This is a genomic window from Streptomyces silvisoli (assembly GCF_029269905.1).
In the GTDB taxonomy this organism is placed as follows: Bacteria; Actinomycetota; Actinomycetes; order Streptomycetales; family Streptomycetaceae; genus Streptantibioticus_A; species Streptantibioticus_A silvisoli_A.
The window spans coordinates 183968-207254 of sequence record NZ_JARJBC010000006.1 but is presented as its reverse complement, the minus strand read 5'-3'; the positions used below and the strand labels follow the sequence as shown (position 1 = coordinate 207254).

The following is a 23287-nucleotide window of genomic DNA, read 5'->3' as shown; positions in this document are numbered from 1 at the left end:
CACCTCTTCGGGGGTGCGGTTGGGTGTCGATTGAGTAACAGGCCTTGATGTGAGGCAAAATCTCCGCCTCGGGTCGGGCACAAGACCGGCCCCTCGCGCGTTACGTGCGCTGGAGATACCGCAAACACCCAGAGGGGGAGAGCGCCATGGCAACCGATTACGACACGCCACGCAAGACCGATGACGACGTCAACGAAGACAGCATCGAGGAACTGAAGGCCCGGCGGAACGACAAGTCGACGTCCACCGTGGACATCGACGAGTTCGAGCAGGCCGAGGGACTCGAACTGCCCGGCGCTGACCTCTCCAACGAGGAGCTCTCGGTGCGGGTGCTGCCCCGCCAGGCGGACGAGTTCACCTGCATGAGCTGCTTCCTGGTGCACCACCGCAGCCAGCTGGCCGAGGAGAAGAACGGCCAGCCGATCTGCCGCGACTGCGCGGCCTGACGGCCGGGGTAGCCGTGGCGGGCCCCGTACCGTTCCGGAAGAAGGGCAAGGTCGGCGCTCCGGCGGCAGACGACGGCGAGCGAGGCTCCGCTGACCAGCGGCGCGCGGCGCGGCCCGACCGGGCGGCGGTGGGCGTCCGGCGGGGAGTCTCGCTCGTGCGTCGGGTGGGCAGCGGCGCGCGGGCCGGTGCCACCGTGCTCACCGAGCGGCTGGTCGACGCCGCGCCACGGATCCCGGTCCGCGACCTGGCCACGCTGCGGGCGCAGTTCCCCGGCCTCGGCCCGGAGGAGATCGCCGACCGGCTGGTCGCGGGGGCGACCGCCGGTACCGCCACCGTCGGTGCGGGCATCGGCGCCGCCGCGATGCTTCCGGTGCCGCCCGCCATGACCGCCGAGCTGGCCGCCGAGACACTCGCGGTGGCGGCCGTGGAGTTCAAGCTCATCGCCGAGCTGCACGAGGTCTACGGCGTGCCCGCGACCGGTACGGTCCGGCAGCGCGCCGCCGCCTACCTCGGCGCGTGGACCGAGCAGCGCGGCATCCAGGTCAGCAAGCCGTCCTCGGTCGACGTCGCGCTCAGCGCCCAGATGAAGCGCGAGCTGCGCCAGCAGCTCGTCAAGCGCACCGCGCGCCACCTGCCGACGCTCACGCCTTTGATGGTCGGCGCGACCGTCGGTGCCGTACTGAACCGGCGCGACACCCGCAAGCTCGCCCAGCGGGTCCGCGCCGACCTGCGCCGGCGCCAGATGCCCTGGGGAGACCTGGACGCGCCTAGCGCGCCCTGACCGCCTCCAGTGCCGCGGCCAGCCGCTCCGGCGAGCGGGTCGACAGATACAGGTACGGGGTCGGGTCCTGCGGATCGGTGACCTCGACCTTCAACGCGGTCGGCACATAGCTGCGCAGCAGCATGAAGGCCCGCATGTCCGCCTTGTACGTGCGCCATGCCCGTGCCTCCTCGGCGTCCAGTGCCAGCGCCTCGCCCAGCGCCTCCACCGGGATCTTCGCCTCCCCGGCCACCAGCGACCCGGCGACCACCCGGATCCGAGCCGAACCGTAGGAACTCACCAGGGCCAGGAACAGCGCCGTCGCCCCGACGAAGACACCGAGCAGCGGCAGCGTCCCGAACGGCAGAGCTATCAGCGCACAGCCGATTCCACCCACCACGGCGAGGAACCACCAGGAGCGCGGCACGGTGAGGCGTTCGTCGTAAGGCTGCATGGCAACAGCTTGACATGCGTGACTATGAACGCGTTCGACCGCTCCACGCCCCCACGTACCGGAAGGCTCCGCTTCCGGTACGTGCCGGGCGATTCGATCCCCTGTGCGCACCGTACGGATTCCGCACCCGTAGGAGGGTAGGGTTCGGGCCGTGAGTGCAGCTACAGGATCCGACAGCGGCGTTGGCGCCGCGCTGACGCCACCGCCCGGGGCGACCCCACCGGTCCGGCACCCCGAGGCCCCCGAGCCGGGCACGCTGCTGGGGGCGCACTACGACCAGTGCTTCGGCTGCGGCGAGGACCAGCCGCACGGGCTGCACCTTCAGGCACGGGCCGGCGAGGGCGTCACCGTCACCGCCGAGTTCACCGTGCGCCCCGCCCACCAGGGCGCCCCCGGCCTCGCCCACGGCGGCGTGCTGACGCTGGCGCTGGACGAGACGCTGGGCTCGCTGAACTGGCTGCTGCGGGTCATCGCGGTCACCGGCCGGCTGGAGACCGACTTCCTGCGTCCGGTCCCGGTCGGCGCCACCCTCCACCTCCAGGCGCGCTGCACCGGCGTCGCGGGGCGCAAGATCTACGGTTCCGCCGTCGGCCGGATAGGCGGCCCGGACGGGCCGGTGGCGGTGCGCGCCGACGCCGTCTTCGTCGAGGTGAAGCTCGAACACTTCACCAAGAACGGCCGCCCCCAGGAGATCAAGGCCGCCCTCGCCGACCCCGACCAGGTCAAGGTCGCCCGCGCCTTCGAGGTGAACCCGTGAGTGCCGCCCGCGAACCGGTGGACGTGCTGATCCGCCGCGTCGACCCCGAGGTTCCCATCCCGTCCTACGGCCACCCCGGCGACGCGGGCGTCGACCTGGTGACCACCGAGGCCGCCGAACTCGCCCCCGGCGAGCGCATGGTGCTGCCGACCGGCATCGCCATCGCGCTGCCCGACGGGTACGCCGCGTTCGTCCACCCGCGTTCGGGGCTTGCCGCTCGGTGTGGTGTCTCCATGGTGAATACGCCCGGGACGGTGGATGCCGGGTACCGTGGGGAGATCAAGGTGATTGTGGTCAACCTGGACCCGCGCGAGAGCGTACGGTTCGAGCGGTTCGACCGGATCGCCCAGCTGGTCGTCCAGCAGGTCGAGAAGGTCCGCTTCCACGAGGTCGCGGAGCTGCCCGGCTCTGCGAGGGCCGCGGGGGGCTTCGGCTCCACTGGGGGGCATGCCGCGGTGGCGGGCCCGGCGGCTCGTACGACGGGTTCTACGATCGGTAAGGGCTACGCTTCGGTCGCCGCAGACCGGGAAGGACAGTGACCGTGTTCCGTCGTCGCCGCAAGGAGCGCGAAGACGCCCTCGACGGGCTCGCCGAAGAGGCGGGCCCGGACGAGACGACACAGGACGCCGACGCGTCAGAGGAGCCGGAGGAGTCCCGGCGCTTCAACCTGCCGCCAGCCCCGCGTCCGGACGGACCGTGGGACATCAGTGAGGTCAGCAACCCCGGCCAGGGCCGGGTCGACCTCGGCGGGCTGTTCGTGCCCGGGGTGGACGGCATGGAGCTGCGGGTGGAGGTGGCGGGCGACGCGATCGTCGCGGCGACCGTCGTGCTCCAGGACAGCGCCATCCAGCTACAGGCGTTCGCCGCGCCCAAGTCCGAGGGGATCTGGGGCGAGGTACGCGATGAGATCGCTTCCGGGATCACCCAGCAGGGCGGTGTCATCGACGAGGTCGAGGGCCCGCTCGGCTGGGAGCTGCGCGCGCAGGTCCCGGTGCAGTTGCCGGACGGCACCAACGGTGTGCAGCTGGTGCGCTTCGTCGGCTGCGACGGGCCGCGCTGGTTCCTGCGCGGAGTGATCTCCGGTCAGGGCGCGGTGCATCCGCAGGCCGCCGGTGTGCTGGAGCAGATCTTCCGGGACACCGTGGTCAACCGCGGCGACTCGCCGATGGCTCCGCGCGACCCCGTCGTCCTCAAACTCCCCGACGACGCCCAGATGATGCCGGAGGGTCTCCAGGACCAGGGCGCGCCGGGCAAGTTCTCCGACGGCATCGACCCGATGCGCCGCGGACCGGAGATCACCGAGGTCCGCTGACAGCGGTCGACCGCCCGCGCCGCGGTGCCTGCCCACGCGCGGCGGATCGCGTTTTGGACGCGATGGGATAACGCCTTCAATACGTAGGAAACCGGTGGCCCGGACCTGTGAAAACAGGTCCGGGCCACCGGTTTTTCTTGTGCGTATGGAAGGCGTCAAGGGCGCGACAAAGGGCGTAAGGGAGGCGTCAACGCGGCTCGCGTTCGGGGGATCGGCGGTTTCACTCGACGTTGTCCGAAATCCGATCCCGAAATAGGAGCACGCGATGGCCGACTTGGCCTTCGTCCTCACCACTCTCGCGGTCTTCGCGCTGGTGGCTCTGGTCGCCAAGGGGGTTGCGAAGCTGTGAGCGCCGAGAACATCACCGGCCTCGTCGTGGCCGTCGCCCTGCTGGGTTACCTGGTCCTCGCCCTCATCTACCCGGAGAGGTTCTGAGCGCCCACATGAGCCCGATACTCGCAGACGTGCTCCAGGTCTCCGCGCTGGTCGTGGCGCTCGCCCTGGTGTATGTGCCCCTCGGCGACTACATGGCCGGGGTCTACAGCTCGAAGAAGCACCTGCGCGTGGAGCGCTTGATCTACCGCTCCATTGGCGCCAACCCCGACACCGAGATGCGCTGGCCCGCCTATCTGCGCGGCGTCCTCGCCTTCTCGCTGATCAGCGTCCTGTTCCTCTACCTGCTGCAGCGGATCCAGAACCACCTGCCCGGCTCGCTCGGCTTCGCCGCCGTCACACCGCAGCAGGCGTTCAACACCGCCGCCTCCTTCGTCACCAACACCAACTGGCAGTCGTACTCCGGCGAGACCACGATGGGTCACGTCGTGCAGACCGGTGGCCTGGCGGTGCAGAACTTCGTCTCCGCCGCCGTCGGCATCGCGGTGGCCATCGCGCTGGTCCGCGGCTTCGCCCGGTCGCGCACCGGTGAGCTCGGCAACTTCTGGTCGGACCTGGTGCGCACCACCGTCCGCATCCTGCTGCCGCTCTCCTTCGTCGCCGCGGTCGTGCTGGTCGCCTGCGGCGCCATCCAGGACTTCGGCACCTGGCACAACCTGACCACCCTGACCGGTGGTTCGCAGGGCATGCCGGTCGGCGGGGTCGCCTCGCAGGAGGCGATCAAGGAACTGGGCACCAACGGCGGTGGCTTCTTCAACGCCAACTCGGCCCACCCGTTCGAGAACCCGAACGCCTTCACCAACCTCTTCGAGATCTTCCTGATCCTCGTCATCCCGTTCGCGCTCACCCGCACCTTCGGCAAGCTGGTCGGCAACGTGAAGCAGGGCTACGCGATCCTCGCCGCGATGTTCATCATCTGGCTTGGCTTCGTCGTCCTGATGAGCTGGACCGAGTTCGCCCACCCGGGCGCCGCGCTCCAGGCCGCGCACGGCGCGATGGAGGGCAAGGAGCAGCGGTTCGGCGTCGGAGCGTCCGCGCTCTTCTCGGTCAGCACGACGCTCACCTCGACCGGCGCGGTGGACTCCTTCCACTCGTCGTTCACCGCCTTCGGCGGCGGCCTCGACCTGCTCGCCATGATGCTCGGCGAACTCGCGCCCGGCGGTACCGGTTCCGGCCTCTACGGCATGCTGATCATGGCGATCATCGCGGTGTTCATCGCCGGTCTGATGGTCGGGCGCACCCCCGAGTACCTGGGCAAGAAGATCGGCGGCCGCGAGATCAAGTTCGCCGCGTGCTACATCCTGATCACCCCCGCGGTGGCGCTGATCTTCACCGCGCTGGCGATGGCCCTGCCGACCCCGATCCACTCGGCGGCCAACCCCGGCCCGCACGGCTTCTCCGAGGTGCTCTACGCGTACACCTCCGCGGCCAACAACAACGGTTCGGCCTTCGCGGGTCTGAACGCCAACACCGACTGGTTCAACACCACGACCGGTCTCGCGGTCCTGCTGGGTCGCTTCCTGCCGATGGTGTTCGTGCTGGCGCTGGCCGGCTCGCTCGCCGAGCAGCGGCCGGTCCCGGAGACCGCGGGCACCCTGCGCACCGAAAAGCCGCTGTTCGCCGGGCTGTTGGTGGGCACCGTGCTGATCGTCACCGGTCTGACGTACTTCCCCGCGCTGGCGCTGGGCCCGATCGCTGAGGGGCTGTCATGACCACCGGCGACATAAAGACTTCTGTCGAGGAACCCATGTCCACTGAAACTCCCGTACGGGCTCCGGAAGCGGAAGTCCCTGCGAACGCCCAGCCCGAGGGGGGCCGGGTAGGGGCCGGTGCGTTCGAGCCGAAGGCGCTGCTGAAGTCGCTGCCGGACGCGATGCGCAAGCTCGACCCGAGGGTGATGGTCAAGTCGCCCGTCATGTTCGTGGTCGAGATCGGCTCCGTGCTCACCACGGTCCTGTCCATCGTCCACCCCGGCGACTGGTTCGGCTGGGCGATCGCCGCCTGGCTGTGGCTGACGGTGATCTTCGCCAACCTGGCGGAGGCGGTCGCCGAGGGCCGCGGCAAGGCGCAGGCCGACACCCTGCGCAAGGCCAAGACCGACACCGTCGCGCGCCGTCTTGACGGCGATGCCGAGGAGAGCGTCCCCGGCACCGAACTGCGCGTCGGCGACCTGGTGGTCTGCGAGGCGGGCGACATCATCCCCGGCGACGGTGACGTGGTCGAGGGTGTGGCGAGCGTCGACGAGTCGGCGATCACCGGTGAGTCGGCCCCGGTCATCCGCGAGTCGGGTGGCGACCGCTGCGCGGTCACCGGCGGCACCAAGGTGCTGTCCGACCGGATCGTCATCAAGATCACGACGAAGCCGGGCGAGACCTTCATCGACCGCATGATCAGCCTGGTCGAGGGCGCGGCGCGGCAGAAGACGCCGAACGAGATCGCGCTCAACATCCTGCTGGCCTCGCTGACCATCGTCTTCCTGCTGGCGGTCGTCACCCTCCAGCCGTTCGCGATCTACGCGAAGGCCGAGCAGTCGATGATCGTGCTGGTCGCGCTGCTGGTCTGCCTGATCCCGACCACCATCGGCGCGCTGCTGTCCGCGATCGGCATCGCGGGTATGGACCGGCTGGTGCAGCGAAACGTGCTGGCGATGTCCGGTAGGGCGGTCGAGGCCGCCGGTGACGTCTCCACGCTGCTGCTGGACAAGACCGGCACCATCACCTACGGCAACCGTCAGGCCTCCGAGTTCGTACCCGTGCGCGGCACCACCGCCGCCGAGGTGGCGGACGCCGCCCAGCTCTCGTCGCTCGCCGACGAGACGCCCGAGGGCCGCTCGATCGTGGTGCTCGCCAAGGAGAAGTTCGGCCTGCGCGAGCGCCACGAGGGCGAGCTGGTGGACGCCGAGTGGATTCCGTTCACCGCCCAGACCCGGATGTCGGGTGTGGACGTGGACGGCCGCAAGGTCCGCAAGGGCGCGACCGGTTCGGTGATCGCCTGGGTCCAGGAGCGCGGCGGCACGGTCGCCGAGGACGCCCAGTCGCTCACCGACACCATCTCCCAGGCCGGTGGTACTCCGCTGCTGGTCGCCGTCGAGGACACCGACGGAGCCCGGGTGCTGGGCGTCATCCACCTCAAGGACGTCGTCAAGCACGGCATGCGCGAGCGGTTCGACGAACTGCGCCGGATGGGCATCAAGACCGTCATGATCACCGGCGACAACCCGCTGACCGCCGCCGCGATCGCCGAGGAGGCGGGGGTCGACGACTTCCTCGCGGAGGCGACTCCCGAGGACAAGATGGCGCTGATCAAGCGGGAGCAGGCGGGCGGCAAGCTGGTCGCGATGACCGGTGACGGCACCAACGACGCTCCGGCGCTGGCCCAGGCGGACGTCGGTGTGGCCATGAACACCGGTACCTCGGCCGCCAAGGAGGCCGGGAACATGGTGGACCTGGACTCCAACCCCACCAAGCTGATCGAGATCGTCGAGATCGGCAAGCAACTCCTCATCACCCGGGGCGCGTTGACGACCTTCTCCATCGCCAACGACGTGGCGAAGTACTTCGCCATCATCCCGGCCATGTTCGCGGTCGCGTACCCGGGCCTGAACAAGCTCAACGTCATGGCGCTGCACAGCCCGCAGTCGGCGATCCTGTCGGCGATCATCTTCAACGCGCTGATCATCGTCGCCCTGGTGCCGCTCGCCCTGCGCGGTGTCCGGTACCGGCCGATGAGCGCCGACAAGATGCTGCGGCGCAACCTCGCCATCTACGGTGTCGGCGGCCTGATCGCCCCGTTCATCGGCATCAAGATCATCGACATGCTCATTACTCTGATCCCCGGGATCGGGTGACCCGCCATGAACAACTCCTTCCGTAACAGTGCCCGGCTGGCGTGGGCCGCGCTGCGCGCGCTGCTCGTACTGACCGTGGTGACCGGTGTGATCTACCCGCTCGCCGTGTGGGGCGTCGGCCAGGCCGCGTTCAACAACAAGGCCAACGGCTCCCAGGTGAAGGTCGACGGCAAGGTGGTCGGCTCCAGCCTGCTGGGCCAGAACTTCAACCTGCCGAAGAAGAACCCCAACGACCCCAAGGAGACCGCGCAGCCGGACCCCAAGTGGTTCCAGCCGCGGCCCTCGGCGGCCGGTACCGACGGCTACGACACCACCGCCTCCGGTGCGTCCAACCTCGGCCCGACCAACCCGCAGCTGGTCCAGACGGTCAACGACCGGCGCAAGCAGGTCGCCGAGTTCAACGGGGTCTCGCCGTCCGCCGTACCGGTGGACGCGGTGACCGCGAGCGGCTCGGGCCTTGACCCGGACATCTCGCCGGAGTACGCCAAGATCCAGGTCGACCGGGTCGCCAAGGCCCGCCACCTGGACCCGGCGAAGGTGGCCCAGCTGGTCGCCGACCACACCGACGGACGCCAGCTCGGCTTCCTCGGAAACCCGACGGTCAACGTGCTGGAGCTGAACATCGCCCTCCAGCAGCTCGCGGGCTGACCACCCGCCCACCCGGACCACCCGGTGCGCCGAACTCCCTTCGGCCGCCGGGTGGTTCGCCTTTTTCGCGTGCCGAACGGGCGTTTGGCGAAGACGGGTGCGTCAACGGGGCGTCAGTGGCCCGTCATCAGCGCGTATGGGACATGTGGCGCTTCTTGTGCGAGACCGCGCGCAACGGTTGGATGGACGCTGTGAACAGCGGAACGCGCCATGATGACCGACCCCCGAGTACCGGGCCTGCGTCGGTCGCGCTCCGCTTCCCCGTGACGCACTGACGCGCCGTCGAGACGCACTGAGGCGTCGTCCTCCCCTTTTGTGACCGCCGCCCGTACCGCGGCGGTGCTCTCCCGTACGCATGCCCCGCGGCGCGCGGATCCGCGCGCCGCGGCGGTGTGCCCTGCCCATGGATCGGACCATGTCCCAAACCGCAAGCACGCCGTCCACCGGCCGTACGGCCCTGGTCACCGGAGCGACCTCCGGGATCGGCTGGGAGACCGCGCGGCTGCTCGCAGCACAGGGCTGCACCGTCATCGTGCACGCCCCCACCGCCGAGTCCGCCAGCGAGGCCGTCGAGCGGCTGGTCGCGGCGGGCGCCGACCCGTCCCGGCTCTGCCCGGCCGTCGCCGACTTCACCCGCCTCGAGGAGGTGGAGGCGATGGCCCGCAGGATCCGTGACAGCCACCCGCGGCTCGACGTACTGGTGAACAACGCGGCGGTGGCCGCTCCCGAGCGGCACACCATCACCGACGACGGCAACGAGATCGCCTTCCAGGTCAACTTCCTCGCCGCGTACCTGCTCACCCGGCAGCTCGAGGGTCCGCTCAACGCGTCGCCGAGCGGCCGGGTGGTCAACGTCTCGTCGTCGCTGCACCGCACCGCGTCGATCGCCTGGAGTGACCCCAACCGGGCCCGCCGCTACTCCCGGCTCGCCGCCTACGCGCAGTCGCAGCTGGCGCTCACCGTCTTCGCCGCCGACTCTGCGGTCCAGGCGGTCAGCGTGCACCCGGGCAACTGCGAGACCGCGCTGCTGCCGCTGTACGGGCACGAGGGAGCCCCCGCGGCCGAGGGCGCGGCGCACGTGGTGCGGCTGTGCGACCCCGGCACCGAGATCGTCAACGGCGCCTACTACGACCGCGCCGAGCGCACCGAGCCCGCTCCGGCGGCCACCGAGGAGCGCACCGTCAAGCGCCTGAACAAGCTCGCCGACCAGCTGGTCGGCTCGCACGCCTGAAGGGGGACGCACCGCTCATGTCCAAGCGAGCCCGCAAGAAGAAGGCCCGTAAGAAGAAGGGCGCCAACCACGGCAAGAAGGCCGGTCAGCGCTGACCGGTCAGGCCAGGACAAGGCCCCGGATCCGTCCACACCACGGTGGATCCGGGGCCTTCGTCGTGTCGCACTGACTACGCCGATGAGACTTCGCTCACAAGAGGTTTGACGCAACGAATACGCATACCGGCCAAAACTTTACGCATCCCTAACGCGCCCATCCCCCATTCGAGGGACTACGCGGCCGAATCCATGCTTAGGATCGCTGGCCGTGACAATGCTCCCCAAGCAGTTCCTGCTGGGCCGCCCGCTGCGTACCACGCAGATGGGAGAGACGCTTCTGGCGAAGCGACTGGCCCTTCCGGTCTTCTGCAGCGACCCGCTCTCCTCCGTCGCGTATGCCACCGAGGAGATCCTGATGGTGCTGGCGCTCGGCGGCGCCGCCCTGCTCCACCTCGCCTGGTGGGTAGGTGCCGCGATCGTCCTGCTACTGGTCGTGGTCGTCGCCTCGTACCGGCAGACCTGCTACGCGTACCCAGGCGGAGGCGGCGCCTACGTCGTCAGCGCGGAGAACCTCGGCCCGACAGCGGCGTTGACCGCCGCCAGCGCGCTGATGGTCGACTACGTGCTGACCGTCGCGGTCTCGGTGGTGGCCGGTGTCGCCGCCATCACCTCCGCCTTCCCGGGCTTGAGCAAGCACGCGGTGCTGCTCTCGCTGGCCTTCGTGGCCCTGCTCACCGTGATGAACCTGCGCGGTGTGCGGGAGTCGGGGCGTGCCTTCGCGATACCCACCTACGCGTTCGTGATCAGCATCTACGTGATGTTCGCGTTCGCCGCGGCCCGCATGCTCATGGGCCACACCATCCGCGCCGAGTCCGCGCACCTGTCCATCCACGCCACCGGCACCTACGCCGGAATCGGCCTGCTGCTGCTGGGACTTCGGGCCTTCGCCTCCGGCTGCACCGCGCTGACCGGTGTCGAGGCGATCAGCAACGGCGTCCCGGCGTTCAAGAAGCCCAAGAGCCGCAACGCCGCCATGACGCTGGCCGTCATGGGCGCGCTGGCGATCACCATGTTCGTCGGCATCACCATCCTGGCGATGGTCTTCCAGGTGCACGTCGCCGACGACCCGACCCAACTCGGCCTGCCCGCCGGCACTTCGACGCCCACCGCGCTGGCCCAGATCGCCCGGGCCGCCTTCGGTAACGTCACCGTGCTGTTCTACTTCGTCCAGGCAGCCACCGCCGCGGTGCTGATCCTGGCCGCGAACACCGCGTTCAACGGCTTCCCGATGCTCGCCTCGATCCTGGCCCAGGACCGCTACCTGCCACGGCAGTTGCACAACCGCGGTGACCGGCTGGTCTTCTCCAACGGCGTGGTGCTGCTGGCGCTGGCCGCCGCGGGCCTGATCGTGGCCTTCGACGCCGACCTCAGCGAGATCATCCAGCTCTACATCATCGGTGTCTTCGTCTCCTTCACCCTGTCCCAGGCGGGCATGGTGCGGCACTGGGGACGCAAGCTCACCGACACCACCGACGCCTCGGGCCGGCTGCGGATCCGCAGGTCCCAGGCGATCAACGCGCTGGGCGCCGCGCTCACCGCGCTGGTCCTGGTGATCGTGCTGATCACCAAGTTCGCGCACGGCGCCTGGATCGTCTGCATCGCCATGCCCGCCCTGTTCCTGGCCATGAAGGCGGTGCGCAGGCACTACCAGCGGGTCGCCGAGGAACTGAAGGTGACGCCCGACGCCCGCCCCGAGCGGCCGTCCCGGAACCACGCCGTGGTGCTGGTCTCCACCATCCACGCGCCCACGCTGCGGGCGGTGGGCTACGCCCAGTCGATGCGCCCGGACACCCTGGAGGCGGTCACCGTGGCCGTCGACCCGGCGGCGGCGGAGAAGCTGAACGACAAGTGGGCGGCGCACGAGATGGGCGTACCGCTGAAGGTGCTGGACTCCCCCTACCGGGAGATATCCCGACCGGTGCTGGAGTACGTGCGCGGACTGCGCCGGGAGAGCCCGCGCGACGTGGTCACCGTGCTGATCCCGGAGTACGTGCTGGGCCGTTGGTGGGAGCAGATCCTGCACAACCAGAGCGCGCTGCGGCTCAAGGCCCGGCTGCTGTTCACCTCCGGCGTGATGGTGATCAGCGTGCCGTACCTGCTGGACTCGGCCCAGCGCCGGGAGGAGCGGTTCGGCCGCGCCGCCGCTGGTGACCAGGGCGTGGAGGAGCCGCTGACCAGCGTCTGAGCGGCAGGGGGCGGCCGGACGACAGGGTGTCGTCAGAATCGTGTCAATACCTCGCCGGGCGCCCCCACCTGTCCGTTATGCCGTGAAGCCCCGCCGTAAGGTCATGTGTGCCAGATCAGCTCACCCCATACGAAGATGGAGCCATGGCACGCGGCAAACTGCGCATCTACCTCGGGGCGGCCCCCGGCGTGGGCAAGACCTACGCCATGCTCTCGGAGGCGCACCGGCGCCTGGAGCGGGGCACGGACATCGTGGTCGGCTTCGTGGAGCACCACAACCGCCCGCGTACCGAGGTCATGCTGCACGGCCTTGAGCTGGTCCCGCGCCGTGAGATCGAGTACCGCGGCGCCATGTTCACCGAGATGGACGTGGACGCGGTGCTGGCCCGCCGCCCCAAGGTCGCCCTCGTCGACGAGATGGCGCACACCAACATCCCGGGCAGCCGCAACGCCAAGCGATGGCAGGACATCGAGGAGTTGCTGGAGGCGGGCATCGATGTCGTCTCCAGCGTCAACATCCAGCACCTGGAATCACTCGGCGACGTCGTCGAGTCCATCACCGGGGTGCGCCAGCAGGAGACCCTGCCCGACGAGGTGGTGCGCAGGGCCGACCAGATCGAGTTGGTCGACATGTCGCCACAGGCGCTGCGCCGCCGCATGGCGCACGGCAACATCTACAAGCCGGACAAGGTCGACGCCGCCCTGTCGAACTACTTCCGGCCCGGCAACCTCACCGCGCTGCGCGAACTGGCGCTGCTGTGGGTCGCCGACCGGGTGGACGAGTACCTCCAGCAGTACCGCGCCGAGCACCGCATCTCCAGCACCTGGCAGGCCCGTGAGCGCATCGTCGTCGGCCTGACCGGCGGCCCCGAGGGGCGCACCCTCATACGCCGGGCCGTCCGGATGGCCGCCAAGGGCTCCGGCAGCGAGATATTGGCCGTCTACGTCGCCCGTAGCGACGGCCTGGCCTCCGGCTCACCCAAGGAGCTGGCGGTACAGCGCACCCTCGTGGAAGATCTCGGCGGATCGTTTCACCATGTGGTGGGCGATGACATCCCCACCGCGCTGCTCGACTTCGCCCGGGGCGTCAACGCCACCCAGATCGTGCTCGGCTCCAGCCGCCGAAAGGCCTGGCAGTACATCTTCGGGCCCGGCGTCGGCGCCACCGTGGCCCGTGAGTCCGGCCCCGACCTCGACGTGCACATCGTCACCCACGAGGAGGCCGCCAAGGGCCGCGGCCTGCCGATGGCGCGTGGCGCCCGGCTGGGCAACGGCCGCAAGGCGCTGGGCTGGCTGGTCGGCTGCGGCGGCGCGGTACTGCTGACGGTGCTGCTCGACCAGTTCAACCCCGGGCTCGGGCTCGCCAACGACATGCTGCTGTACCTGTCGCTGACCGTGGCGGCGGCGCTGATCGGCGGCATGCTCCCGGCACTGGCCTCGGCGGCGGCCGGATCCCTGCTGCTGAACTACTTCTTCACGCCTCCGGTCCACACCCTGACGATCAACGATCCGCACAACATCGTCGCCGAAGTGGTCTTCGTCGCGGTGGCGATATCGGTCGCCTCGGTGGTCGACCTGGCGGCCCGCCGCACCCACCAGGCGGCCCGGCTGCGCGCGGAGGCGGAGATACTCTCGCTGCTCGCGGGCAGCGTGCTGCGCGGCGAGAGCTCGCTGGACGCGCTGCTGGACCGGGTCAGGGAGACCTTCGCGATGGAGTCGGTCGCGCTGCTGGAGCGGGCCGACGACTACGGCCCGTGGACCTGCGCGGGCAGCGTCGGCCCGTCCCCGTGCGTCCGGCCCGACGACGCCGACGTGGAGGTGCCGGTCGGCGACCACATGTCGCTGGCGCTCAGCGGGCGCGTGCTGCCCGCCGAGGACCGCCGGCTGCTCTCCGCGTTCGCCGCGCAGGCCGCGGGCATCCTGGACCGCCAGCGACTGCTGGGCGAGGCCGAGCAGGCCAGGGAACTCGCCGAGGGCAACCGGATAAGGACCGCGCTGCTCGCCGCCGTCTCACACGACCTGCGCACCCCGCTGGCCGCCATCAAGGCCGCCGTCTCCTCACTGCGCTCCGACGACGTGGCATGGTCGCCGGAGGACGAGGCTGAACTGCTCGAAGGCATCGAGGAAGGCGCGGACAAGCTCGACCACCTGGTCGGCAACCTGCTGGACATGTCCCGGCTGCAGACCGGCACCGTCACCCCGCTGATGCAGGAGGTCGACCTCGACGAGGTCGTCCCGATGGCGCTCGGCGGCGTACCGCCGGACTCGGTCACCCTGGACATCCCCGAAACGCTTCCGATGATCTTCGCCGACCCCGGCCTGCTGGAGCGGGTGGTCGCCAACGTGGTGGAGAACGCGGTCAAGTACAGCCCGCCCGACGAGCGCGTCCTGGTCGCCGCCAGCGCCCTCGGCGGCCGGGTCGAACTGCGTGTCGCGGACCGGGGCCCCGGCGTTCCGGAACACGCCAAGGACCGGATATTCGAACCCTTCCAGCGGTACGGTGACGCTCCGCGCGGCGCCGGAGTGGGCCTCGGCCTCGCGGTGGCCCGCGGTTTCGCCGAGGCGATGGGCGGCACGCTCGTCGCCGACGACACTCCGGGTGGCGGCCTGACCATGGTCCTCACCCTCCAGGCGGCGGCCACCGCGCTGCCGACCGCCTCCAAGCTTCCGGCGCAGGCCACCCCGTGACTGGCCACCTCATGACCCGAAAGGCAGGTTCCATGCCGCAGCCCTCCGGCGGGGCGACCCGGCCCCCCGTCAGGGTGCTCGTGGTTGACGACGAGCCGCAGATCGTCCGCGCACTCGTGATCAACCTGCGGGCCCGCAAGTACGAAGTGGACGCCGCACCCGACGGCGCTACCGCGCTCCAACTCGCGGCAGCCCGCCATCCCGACGTGATCGTGCTCGACCTCGGCCTGCCCGACATGGACGGCGCCGAGGTCATCAAGGGTCTGCGCGGCTGGACCCGGGTGCCGATCATCGTCCTGTCCGCACGGCAGGCCTCCGACGAGAAGGTCGAGGCGCTGGACGCCGGGGCCGACGACTACGTCACCAAGCCGTTCGGCATGGACGAGCTGCTGGCCCGGCTGCGCGCCGCGGTCCGCCGCTCCCAGCCCACCGGCGACGGGGACGAGGCGGTGCTGGTCGAGACCGACTCGTTCACCGTCGACCTGGCCGCCAAGAAGGTGAACCGGGACGGCGTCGACGTACGCCTCACCCCGACCGAGTGGCACCTGCTGGAGGTCCTGGTGCGCAGCACCGGGCGGCTGGTCAGCCAGAAGCAGCTGCTCCAGGAGGTGTGGGGACCGGCGTACGGGACCGAGACCAACTACCTGCGGGTCTACATGGCGCAGCTGCGCCGCAAGCTGGAGGCCGACCCGGCACACCCCAAGCACTTCATCACCGAGCCGGGCATGGGCTACCGCTTCGAGCCCTGAGCCGCCGGCGTACGGGGGTGCGGGCCGTCCCCCGGACGGACCGGGCCGCCGCTTCGAGCCGTGGCCGGTATCCAGGGGGCGACCGGTACCCTTCCTGTATGAGTGGAGCCACTCGTCCGGACCGGCCGACCGGACGCCTGCGCCGGATCTTCGGTCGACTCGCCGCCTCCCAGGAGGACGAGCACGCCGAGGACCTGCGCAAGGACACACCGACGGCCGACTGCACCCGGATAAGGGACTGTCAGGACCGCCAGATCGTGACCGTGACCGGTACGCTGCGCACGGTCACGCTGCGGCCGCGGGCCGGTGTGCCCGCCCTGGAGGCGGAGCTGTTCGACGGCACCGCCCCGCTCGACGTGGTGTGGCTGGGCCGCCGCAGCATCGCCGGGATAGAACCGGGACGCAGGATCATCGCCTCCGGCCGGATCGCCCAGAACCGCGGTCGGCTGGTGTTGTTCAACCCCAAGTACGAGCTGCGTCCCGTCGGACAGGAGTAGCCGGTGGCGTTCACCAACAAGCGGACCGACCAGCAGGCAGACCAGGACCGGCGTTCGCCGGACGAGGCCGCCGCGTCCAAGGCGGCGGCCGACGCCGCGCTGCTTGAGGCGTTCGGCGGCGTTTGGGGCATGGTGGACACCACCGTCCCCGGCCTGGTCTTCGTGGCGGTCTTCACCATCCGGCACGACATCACCGCCTCGGCTGTGGCGGCGCTCGGGCTGACCCTGCTGCTGGCCATCGCCCGGCTGGTCCGCAAGCAGACCCTCAAGCACGCGCTGAGCGGGGTGTTCGGGGTCGCCTTCGGCGCGTTCTTCGCGATGCTCTCCGGCGACGCCAAGAACTTCTACCTGCCGGGCATGCTCTACACGCTGGGCCTGGCGGTGGCGTACGTGGTCTCGGCGCTGGTCCGCTTCCCGCTGATCGGGGTGCTGCTCGGCCCGATCCTGCGGGAGAACCTGTCCTGGCGGACCCGCAACCCAGGCCGCTTCCGGGCGTACACCAAGGCCACCTGGGCGTGGGGCCTCATCCTGCTGGCCAAGTCGGCGATCCTCTTCCCGCTGTACTGGTGGGGCAACGCCACCCAGCTCGGCTGGGTCAAGGTCGCCCTCGGCATCCCACCGTTCCTGCTCGCGGTCTACCTGACCTGGATCTTCCTGGCCAAGGCGCCGCCGCCGATCGACGTGATCGCCGAACTGGAGGCCGAGGAGGCCGCCGAACGCGCCAAGCGGGAGAGCAGCGCCGCCTGACCCGCGAACGCGACGGGGTCCGGAACCGAGTCGGTTCCGGACCCCGTCGCAGTGTCGGGGATCAGCCCGCGGTGTCCGTGCGGGAGACCGACAGCAACTGCTCCAGCTGCTCCTCGCGGTCCTGCGCGGCCACGAACAGCAGCTCGTCACCGGCCTCCAGCGCGTCGTCCTTGGCGGGCGTGAGTACCCGGTGGCCGCGGATGATCGTCACCAGCGAGGTGTCGGTGGGCCAGGCCACGTCGCCGACCCGGGTGCCGACCAGCGCCGCGTCCGGCGGAAGCGTCAGCTCCACCAGGTTGGCGTCGCCCTGGCTGAAGCGCAGCAGCCGTACCAGGTCGCCGACGCTGACCGCCTCCTCCACCAGCGCGGACATCAGCCGCGGTGTGGAGACGGCGACGTCCACGCCCCACGCCTCGTTGAACAGCCACTCGTTCTTGGGGTTGTTGACCCGGGCCACCACCCGCGGCACCCCGTACTCGGTCTTGGCCAGCAGTGAGACGACCAGGTTGACCTTGTCGTCACCGGTCGCCGCGATGACCACGTTGCAGCGCTGCAGCGCGGCCTCGTCCAGCGAGGTGATCTCGCAGGCGTCGGCCAGCAGCCACTCGGCCTGCGGCACCCGCTCCACCGAGATGGACGACGGGTTCTTGTCCACGAGCAGCACCTCGTGCCCGTTCTCCAGGAGCTCCCCGGCGATGGAACGCCCCACCGCACCGGCTCCGGCGATCGCGACCCTCATGAACGACTCTCCTCGGGCCCGTCGGCGAACGCCGCCTCGACCTTCTCGACCTCGTCGGTGCGCATCATCACGTGCACCAGGTCGCCTTCCTGCAACACCGTGGACGCTGTCGGCAGCACCGCCTCGCCCAGCCGGGTGAGGAACGCCACCCGCACCCCGGTGTCCTCCTGGAGCTTGCGGATGCGCTGCCCCACCCACTTGGTGGAGGTGGGCACCTCCGCCAACTGCACCGTGCCACTGGGGTCACGCCACAGCGGCTCCGCACCCGACGGCAGCAGTCGGCGCAGCATCTGGTCCGCGGTCCACCGCACCGTGGCCACCGTGGGAATGCCCAGCCGCTGGTAGACCTCGGCCCGGCGGGGGTCGTAGATGCGGGCCGCGACGTTCTCCACGCCGAACATCTCACGCGCCACCCGGGCGGCGATGATGTTGGAGTTGTCGCCGCTGCTGACCGCCGCGAACGCCCCGGCCTCCTCGATCCCGGCCTCGCGCAGGGTGTCCTGGTCGAAGCCGACCCCGGTCACCCGGCGCCCGGCGAAACCGGACCCGAGACGGCGGAACGCCGTCGGGTCCTGGTCGACCACGGCGACCGTATGACCCTGCTGTTCGAGGGTCTGGGCGAGTGTGGACCCCACTCGTCCGCAGCCCATGATTACGACGTGCACGCCTGTCCTTCCGGCTGTGTTCATCTCGTCGGAGACCATCCCAGCGTCTCAGACCGGGGCCAAAGCTACACACGCGCGGTCGTCGCGGGGAGTCCACGCACGGCTCGCAAGCGTTCCGCGCGGGCACACGGGGGTGGCGACTGTCGAGCAATCTTGACGAACCCTTAACATCCTCTGGTGTCCAATCTGACCGACCTGCCGAAACGGATCCTGATCGGCCGGGCGCTGCGCAGCGACCGACTGGGCGAAACACTGCTCCCCAAGCGCATCGCCCTCCCGGTCTTCGCCTCCGACCCGCTCTCCTCCGTGGCCTACGCGCCCGGTGAGGTGCTGATCGTCCTGTCCATGGCGGGCGTCTCGGCGTACCACCTCAGCCCGTGGATCACGGTCGCCATCGTGGTGCTGATGTTCACGGTGGTCGCCTCCTACCGGCAGAACGTGCACGCGTACCCCAGTGGCGGCGGCGACTACGAGGTGGCCACCACCAACCTGGGTCCGCGCGCCGGGCTCACCGTCGCCAGCGCGCTGCTCGTCGACTACGTGATGACGGTCGCCGTCTCGATCTCCTCGGGTATCGAGAACCTGGGCTCCGCGGTGCCGTTCGTCATAGAACACAAGGTGCTCTGCGCGCTCGCGGTGATCGCTGTGCTGACCCTGATGAACCTGCGCGGGGTCCGCGAGTCCGGCACCATCTTCGCCATCCCGACCTACGCGTTCGTCGGCGGCGTCTGCCTCATGATCATCTGGGGTGCGGTGCGGGCCCTCGTCCTCGACGCGCACATGAGGGCGCCCACCGCCGACCTCACCATCCACGCCGAGACCCAGGGCATCGCCGGGTTCGCCATGGTCTTCCTGCTGCTGCGCGCCTTCTCCTCCGGCTGCGCCGCGCTCACCGGCGTCGAGGCGATCAGCAACGGTGTACCCGCCTTCCGCAAGCCCAAGAGCAGGAACGCCGCGACCACGCTGGCGCTGATGGGCGGTCTGGCGGTGGTCATGTTCGTCGGCATCATCACGCTGGCGCTGACCACCCGTGTGCGGATGGCCGAGTACCCGGCCACCGACCTGCTGCGCGACGGGCACCCGGTGGGCCCGGGCTTCGTCCAGAACCCCGTGATCACCCAGGTCGCCGCGGCCGTGTTCGGCGACGGCTCGATCCCGTTCGTCTTCCTGTCCGCGGTCACCGCGCTGGTACTGTTCCTCGCCGCCAACACCGCGTACAACGGCTTCCCGGTGCTCGGCTCGATCCTCGCCCAGGACCGCTACCTGCCGCGCCAGCTGCACACCCGCGGCGACCGGCTGGCGTTCAGCAACGGCATCGTGGCCCTGGCCCTGTTCGCCGGGCTGCTGGTGTACCTGTACGGTGCCGACTCCACCAGGCTGCTCCAGCTGTACATCGTCGGCGTCTTCGTCTCGTTCACCCTCAGCCAGACCGGCATGGTCCGGCACTGGAACCGGCATCTGGCCACCGAGACCGACCCGGCCGAGCGCCGCCGGATGATCCGCTCCCGGGCGATCAACACCTTCGGCGCCTTCCTGACCGCCCTGGTCCTGGTCATCGTGCTGCTCACCAAGTTCACCCACGGCGCCTGGGTCGCGGTGGTCGGCATGGCCGTGTTCTACCTGCTGATGACCGGCATCCGACGGCACTACGACAGCGTGAGCGAGGAGCTGTCGGTGGCCGAGGACCCGGACGACCAGACGGCGGCGCCGTCCCGGGTGCACTCCATCGTCCTCGTCTCCAAGCTGCACAAGCCGACGCTGCGCGCCCTGTCGTACGCGAAGCTGTTCCGCTCCGACACCCTCGAAGCGCTCAGCATCAACGTCGACCCCGCCGAGACCGAACTGCTCCAGCGGGAGTGGGAGCGCCGCGACCTCGACGTACCGCTGAGGGTGCTCGACTCGCCGTACCGCGAGATAACCCGGCCGATCGTGGAGTATGTGCGCGACGTACGGCGCCACAGCCCGTGCGAGGTGGTCAGCGTCTACATCCCCGAGTACGTCGTCGGCCGCTGGTACGAGCACCTGCTGCACAACCAGAGCGCGCTGCGGCTCAAGGGGCGGCTGCTGTTCACCCCGGGCGTGATGGTCACCTCCGTACCGTGGCAGCTCGACTCCAGCGTCCGGGCGAAGAACCGTTCCCGTGGGCGGCGCGACTGGAGCGCCCCCGGTTCGGTGCGCCGCGGCCAGGTCTCCGCGCCCCGGCGGTCCGGCGAGGCGGAGCGGCCGGTCGGTGGCGAGCGGAGCGGGACGTAGACTGAGGGGCTGTTGCCTCAACGGAGGCACTGGATCGTGCTCAGGAGCCCCCGCACCGTGAAGAACCGCACCCGTGCGAACCGTACGAAGGACCAGGACACCGCGGGCGGCGGCTCGCTGGTGGGCGAGCGGTACGAGGTCGAGGTCGGCCCGGTCGCGCACGGCGGCCACTGCATCGCCCGCCATGAGGGCCGGGTGCTGTTCGTACGGCACGCGCTGCCCGGCGAGCGGGTGATCGCCCAGGTCACCGAGGGCGGCGAGGACTCCCGGTTCCTACGGGCCGACGCCGTCGAGGTGCTGCACGCCTCCGACGACCGGGTGGCGGCGCCCTGTCCGTTCTCCGGGCCCGGCCGCTGCGGCGGCTGCGACTGGCAGCACGTGGCGCCCGGCGCGCAGCGTCGGCTGAAGGTCGCCGTCGTCACCGAGCAGCTCGCCCGGCTCGCGGGGCTCACCCCCGAGGAGGCGGGCTGGGACGGCACCGTCGAGCCCGCCCCCGGTGACAAGGTGGCCAAGGGCCAGGTCCCGGCGTGGCGCACCCGGGTGCAGTACGCGGTGGACGCCGAGGGCCGGGCCGGTCTGCGTCGGCACCGCTCGCACGAGGTCGAGCCGATCGACCACTGCCTGATCGCCGCCCCGGGCGTCAGTGAACTCGGCGTCGAGTCCCGTGACTGGACCGGGGTCGCCGCTGTCGAGGCCATCGCCGCGACCGGTTCCTCGGACCGCCAGGTCATCGTCACCCCGGCCCCCGGCGGTCGGCTGCCCATCGTGGAACTCGACCGTCCGGTCTCCGTGCTGCGGGTGGACGAGCAGGGCGGCGTGCACCGGGTGCACGGCCGCGGCTTCGTCCGCGAGCGGGCGATCGACCGCACCTGGCGGGTCGGCTCCGGCGGCTTCTGGCAGGTACACCCGCAGGCCGCGGACATCCTGGTCGGCGCGGTGCTGGACGGGCTGAAGCCGCGCAAGGGGGAGACCGCACTCGATCTGTACTGCGGCGTCGGCCTGTTCGCGGGCGCGCTGCGCGAGCGGCTCGGCGACCGCGGCGCGGTGCTCGCCGTCGAGTCCGACAAGCGCGCGGTGGAGGATGCCCGGCACAACCTCGCCGACCTGGACCGGGTGCGGATCGAACTCGGCAAGGTCGAGCACGTCCTGCCGCGCACCGGCATCACCGAGGCCGACCTCGTCGTCCTCGACCCGCCCCGAGCCGGCGCGGGCAAGCCCACCGTCCGCCACCTCGCCTCCCTGACCCCCCGCCGCATCGCCTACGTGGCCTGCGACCCCGCCGCCCTCGCCCGCGACCTGTCCTACTTCGCCGCGGAGGGCTACCACCCGGTGTCACTGAGGGCGTTCGACCTGTTCCCGATGACCCATCACGTGGAGTGCGTGGCGATTTTGGAGCCGGTGCGCGAGGGCTCAGCCTGACGAGGTCTCGGAGGCCGGGGCCTCGGCCTCGGTGGTCAGACGGTGCGGTGCCCCCGCCCAGGAACGCAGTGCGGCGATGCTGGGGAAGTTGGCGACGTCCTTGTCCAGCGGGGTGCTGGTGTACTGGTGGAAGGTCCAGTGGTGCTTGACCCGCGGGTGCCCGGCGTTGGTGTAGTCGGCGATCCACAGGCCGTCGCCGCAGTTGGAATCGGTGTCCACGGTCAGCCAGTCGGTCCGGCTGCAGTAGACGACCACGCGATGGCCCTTCGCCCTGGCGCGGACGTGTGCCACCCAGGCGTCCTTGTATGCGCGTGCCTGCTGGTCCGAAACGTTTTGCCCATACCATTCCCAGTCGAGGCACACGATGTCGCCCGCCACCAGGTTGATCTGGGCGAGGAAGTGATCGGCCTCCGCCGTCGGGGAGTTGGCGATGTGGGGGTAGTGGTAGAAGCCGGTGACCAGCCCGGCGTGGCGCGCGGTGGTGCGTTGGGCGACCCACTTCGGATTGACGTAACCGAGGCCTTCGGTGATCTTGATGAAGACGAAGGAAAGCCCGGTGGTGGAGTAATCGCTGGGTTGGTAGGAACTGACGTCGATGCCCTGCAACATGGTGGGGGCGCCTCCTCAAGGGTGGGGGGAAGAGGACGGAACGGGTGGGACGTGGCGCCCCACACGCAATGTTGTACCCGTGTGTGACACGGATGTCGCACCCGGGTGACACGGGGATCTTGAAATCGTGCGGCGAGGATGTGCTCCGTCACCGGCGCGAGGCCAAATCGCCGAACTCGGTTTTCCGGCAGTGGCAGTTGGCGCGCACCTAACCGCTGGTCAGCGCCGCGATTTTGGTGACCGTGTGCCAATTGCGGGAGGTGCCGGTCACGCCGAGGCGGGCCGTCGCGAGATCGCGGACGAGACGGCTGCCACTGATGCCGTTCGGGCAATGCACGTACAACTCACGCTCCCCTTGCCGGAATTGGTCCGGAGCGTACCGTTCCGGATCCAGTTCGGGGAGCCTTGACGCGTCGATCGGGCCGGAAAGAAATGTCACCACAAGCCTGGCCGGGTCGATGCGTACCCCGGTGACCTCGCCCGCCAGCTCCCGCGCGAACGGATTGCGCTCGACGACCCGCTGGATATCCGCGCCGGTGCGGATCGTGCACGGCACCGTCAGTGCGCTCTCCGCGGCGATGCGTGATTCCAACTCCTCGGCGAGCAGCGCCGGATCCGCCTCGGCGTGGTCGAAAACCGCGTTGCCGCTCTGCAGCAGCGTTTTGACGTTCTCCCCGCCCATGGCGCCGATCAGTTCGCGCAGGGTGCCCATCGGCAGCCGGTTGCGCGAACCGAGGTTGATGCCGCGCAGCAGGGCCACATATCTCGTCACGACGTCACGGTAGCCCGT

The 23287-nt window shown here is 70.1% G+C and carries 23 protein-coding genes; 18 read left to right on the top strand and 5 right to left on the bottom strand.

Annotated features, from left to right (window positions below; all coding sequences use genetic code 11):
• Nucleotides 1-146 precede the first annotated feature (146 nt).
• Together P3G67_RS12615 and P3G67_RS12610 are read left to right on the top strand one after the other, a co-directional pair.
• Nucleotides 147-446 (top strand): DUF4193 domain-containing protein, encoded by a 300-nt coding sequence (locus P3G67_RS12615; protein WP_255930806.1) that lies wholly within the window; start codon nucleotides 147-149, stop codon nucleotides 444-446.
• A 14-nt stretch (nucleotides 447-460) separates the two neighbouring features.
• The gene (locus tag P3G67_RS12610) at nucleotides 461-1228 is read left to right on the top strand and encodes a hypothetical protein (protein WP_276093528.1); all 768 of its coding nucleotides are present in this window, start codon (nucleotides 461-463) and stop codon (nucleotides 1226-1228) included.
• Here the strand turns inward: P3G67_RS12610 and P3G67_RS12605 are convergent.
• Entirely contained in the window at nucleotides 1215-1661 is a 447-nt protein-coding gene (locus P3G67_RS12605; RefSeq protein WP_269856568.1) for a DUF3093 domain-containing protein, read from the bottom strand. The genes P3G67_RS12610 and P3G67_RS12605 overlap by 14 nt on opposite strands.
• A 151-nt stretch (nucleotides 1662-1812) precedes the next feature.
• Here P3G67_RS12605 and P3G67_RS12600 point away from each other — a divergent pair, with 151 nt between their 5' ends.
• From P3G67_RS12600 to P3G67_RS12540, 14 genes are all read left to right on the top strand, one after another.
• On the top strand, nucleotides 1813-2418 hold the full coding sequence (locus P3G67_RS12600; RefSeq protein ID WP_276093527.1) for a PaaI family thioesterase: 606 nt from the start codon (nucleotides 1813-1815) through the stop codon (nucleotides 2416-2418).
• On the top strand, nucleotides 2415-2957 hold the full coding sequence (gene dut, locus P3G67_RS12595) for a dUTP diphosphatase (RefSeq protein ID WP_269856566.1): 543 nt from the start codon (nucleotides 2415-2417) through the stop codon (nucleotides 2955-2957). Before P3G67_RS12600 ends, dut begins: the two co-directional genes overlap by 4 nt.
• A gap of 2 nt (nucleotides 2958-2959) precedes the next feature.
• Complete coding sequence (locus P3G67_RS12590; protein WP_276093526.1) at nucleotides 2960-3730, top strand: DUF3710 domain-containing protein; 771 nt, start codon at nucleotides 2960-2962, stop codon at nucleotides 3728-3730.
• Nucleotides 3731-4075: 345 nt separating this feature from the next.
• Nucleotides 4076-4165 (top strand): K(+)-transporting ATPase subunit F, encoded by a 90-nt coding sequence (gene kdpF, locus P3G67_RS12585; RefSeq protein WP_269856564.1) that lies wholly within the window; start codon nucleotides 4076-4078, stop codon nucleotides 4163-4165.
• Between the two features lie 8 nt (nucleotides 4166-4173).
• Nucleotides 4174-5835 (top strand): potassium-transporting ATPase subunit KdpA, encoded by a 1662-nt coding sequence (kdpA, locus tag P3G67_RS12580; protein WP_276093525.1) that lies wholly within the window; start codon nucleotides 4174-4176, stop codon nucleotides 5833-5835.
• 35 nt (nucleotides 5836-5870) lie between these two features.
• On the top strand, nucleotides 5871-7970 hold the full coding sequence (gene kdpB / locus P3G67_RS12575) for a potassium-transporting ATPase subunit KdpB (protein ID WP_276093524.1): 2100 nt from the start codon (nucleotides 5871-5873) through the stop codon (nucleotides 7968-7970).
• Nucleotides 7971-7976: 6 nt separating this feature from the next.
• A complete protein-coding gene (kdpC, locus tag P3G67_RS12570) occupies nucleotides 7977-8618 on the top strand; it encodes a potassium-transporting ATPase subunit KdpC (RefSeq protein ID WP_276093523.1) in 642 nt (213 codons plus the stop codon).
• 415 nt (nucleotides 8619-9033) lie between these two features.
• Entirely contained in the window at nucleotides 9034-9849 is an 816-nt protein-coding gene (locus P3G67_RS12565) for an SDR family NAD(P)-dependent oxidoreductase (RefSeq protein WP_269856560.1), read from the top strand.
• Between the two features lie 17 nt (nucleotides 9850-9866).
• Nucleotides 9867-9944, top strand: coding sequence for a 50S ribosomal protein bL37 (locus P3G67_RS36015; protein ID WP_391858249.1), 78 nt, complete (start codon nucleotides 9867-9869; stop codon nucleotides 9942-9944).
• A 217-nt stretch (nucleotides 9945-10161) separates the two neighbouring features.
• Nucleotides 10162-12132, top strand: a complete 1971-nt coding sequence (locus P3G67_RS12560) for an APC family permease (protein ID WP_276093633.1) — start codon at nucleotides 10162-10164, stop codon at nucleotides 12130-12132.
• Between the two features lie 143 nt (nucleotides 12133-12275).
• Nucleotides 12276-14819: a sensor histidine kinase gene (locus tag P3G67_RS12555; protein WP_276093522.1), complete on the top strand. Its 2544-nt coding sequence runs from the start codon at nucleotides 12276-12278 to the stop codon at nucleotides 14817-14819.
• A gap of 32 nt (nucleotides 14820-14851) precedes the next feature.
• Entirely contained in the window at nucleotides 14852-15568 is a 717-nt protein-coding gene (locus tag P3G67_RS12550; protein WP_269856558.1) for a response regulator, read from the top strand.
• Nucleotides 15569-15666: 98 nt separating this feature from the next.
• Nucleotides 15667-16065, top strand: coding sequence for an OB-fold nucleic acid binding domain-containing protein (locus P3G67_RS12545; RefSeq protein ID WP_269856557.1), 399 nt, complete (start codon nucleotides 15667-15669; stop codon nucleotides 16063-16065).
• Nucleotides 16066-16068: 3 nt separating this feature from the next.
• Nucleotides 16069-16812, top strand: a complete 744-nt coding sequence (locus tag P3G67_RS12540; protein ID WP_269856556.1) for a DUF3159 domain-containing protein — start codon at nucleotides 16069-16071, stop codon at nucleotides 16810-16812.
• A gap of 61 nt (nucleotides 16813-16873) precedes the next feature.
• Here the strand turns inward: P3G67_RS12540 and P3G67_RS12535 are convergent, their stop codons facing one another.
• Entirely contained in the window at nucleotides 16874-17551 is a 678-nt protein-coding gene (locus P3G67_RS12535; protein ID WP_269856555.1) for a potassium channel family protein, read from the bottom strand.
• Nucleotides 17548-18216, bottom strand: a complete 669-nt coding sequence (locus P3G67_RS12530) for a potassium channel family protein (RefSeq protein WP_269856554.1) — start codon at nucleotides 18214-18216, stop codon at nucleotides 17548-17550. The genes P3G67_RS12535 and P3G67_RS12530 overlap by 4 nt, the downstream gene beginning before the upstream one ends.
• A 177-nt stretch (nucleotides 18217-18393) precedes the next feature.
• Between P3G67_RS12530 and P3G67_RS12525 the strand changes: the two genes are divergently transcribed.
• Complete coding sequence (locus tag P3G67_RS12525; protein WP_276093521.1) at nucleotides 18394-20469, top strand: APC family permease; 2076 nt, start codon at nucleotides 18394-18396, stop codon at nucleotides 20467-20469.
• Between the two features lie 57 nt (nucleotides 20470-20526).
• A complete protein-coding gene (locus tag P3G67_RS12520) occupies nucleotides 20527-21888 on the top strand; it encodes a class I SAM-dependent RNA methyltransferase (RefSeq protein ID WP_276093520.1) in 1362 nt (453 codons plus the stop codon).
• Here the strand turns inward: P3G67_RS12520 and P3G67_RS12515 are convergent.
• The gene (locus P3G67_RS12515; protein ID WP_276093519.1) at nucleotides 21880-22497 is read right to left on the bottom strand and encodes a glycoside hydrolase family 25 protein; all 618 of its coding nucleotides are present in this window, start codon (nucleotides 22495-22497) and stop codon (nucleotides 21880-21882) included. The two genes, P3G67_RS12520 and P3G67_RS12515, sit on opposite strands and share 9 nt — an antisense overlap.
• 208 nt (nucleotides 22498-22705) lie before the next feature.
• Nucleotides 22706-23257: a DUF1697 domain-containing protein gene (locus tag P3G67_RS12510; protein WP_276093518.1), complete on the bottom strand. Its 552-nt coding sequence runs from the start codon at nucleotides 23255-23257 to the stop codon at nucleotides 22706-22708.
• Nucleotides 23258-23287: the final 30 nt, after the last annotated feature.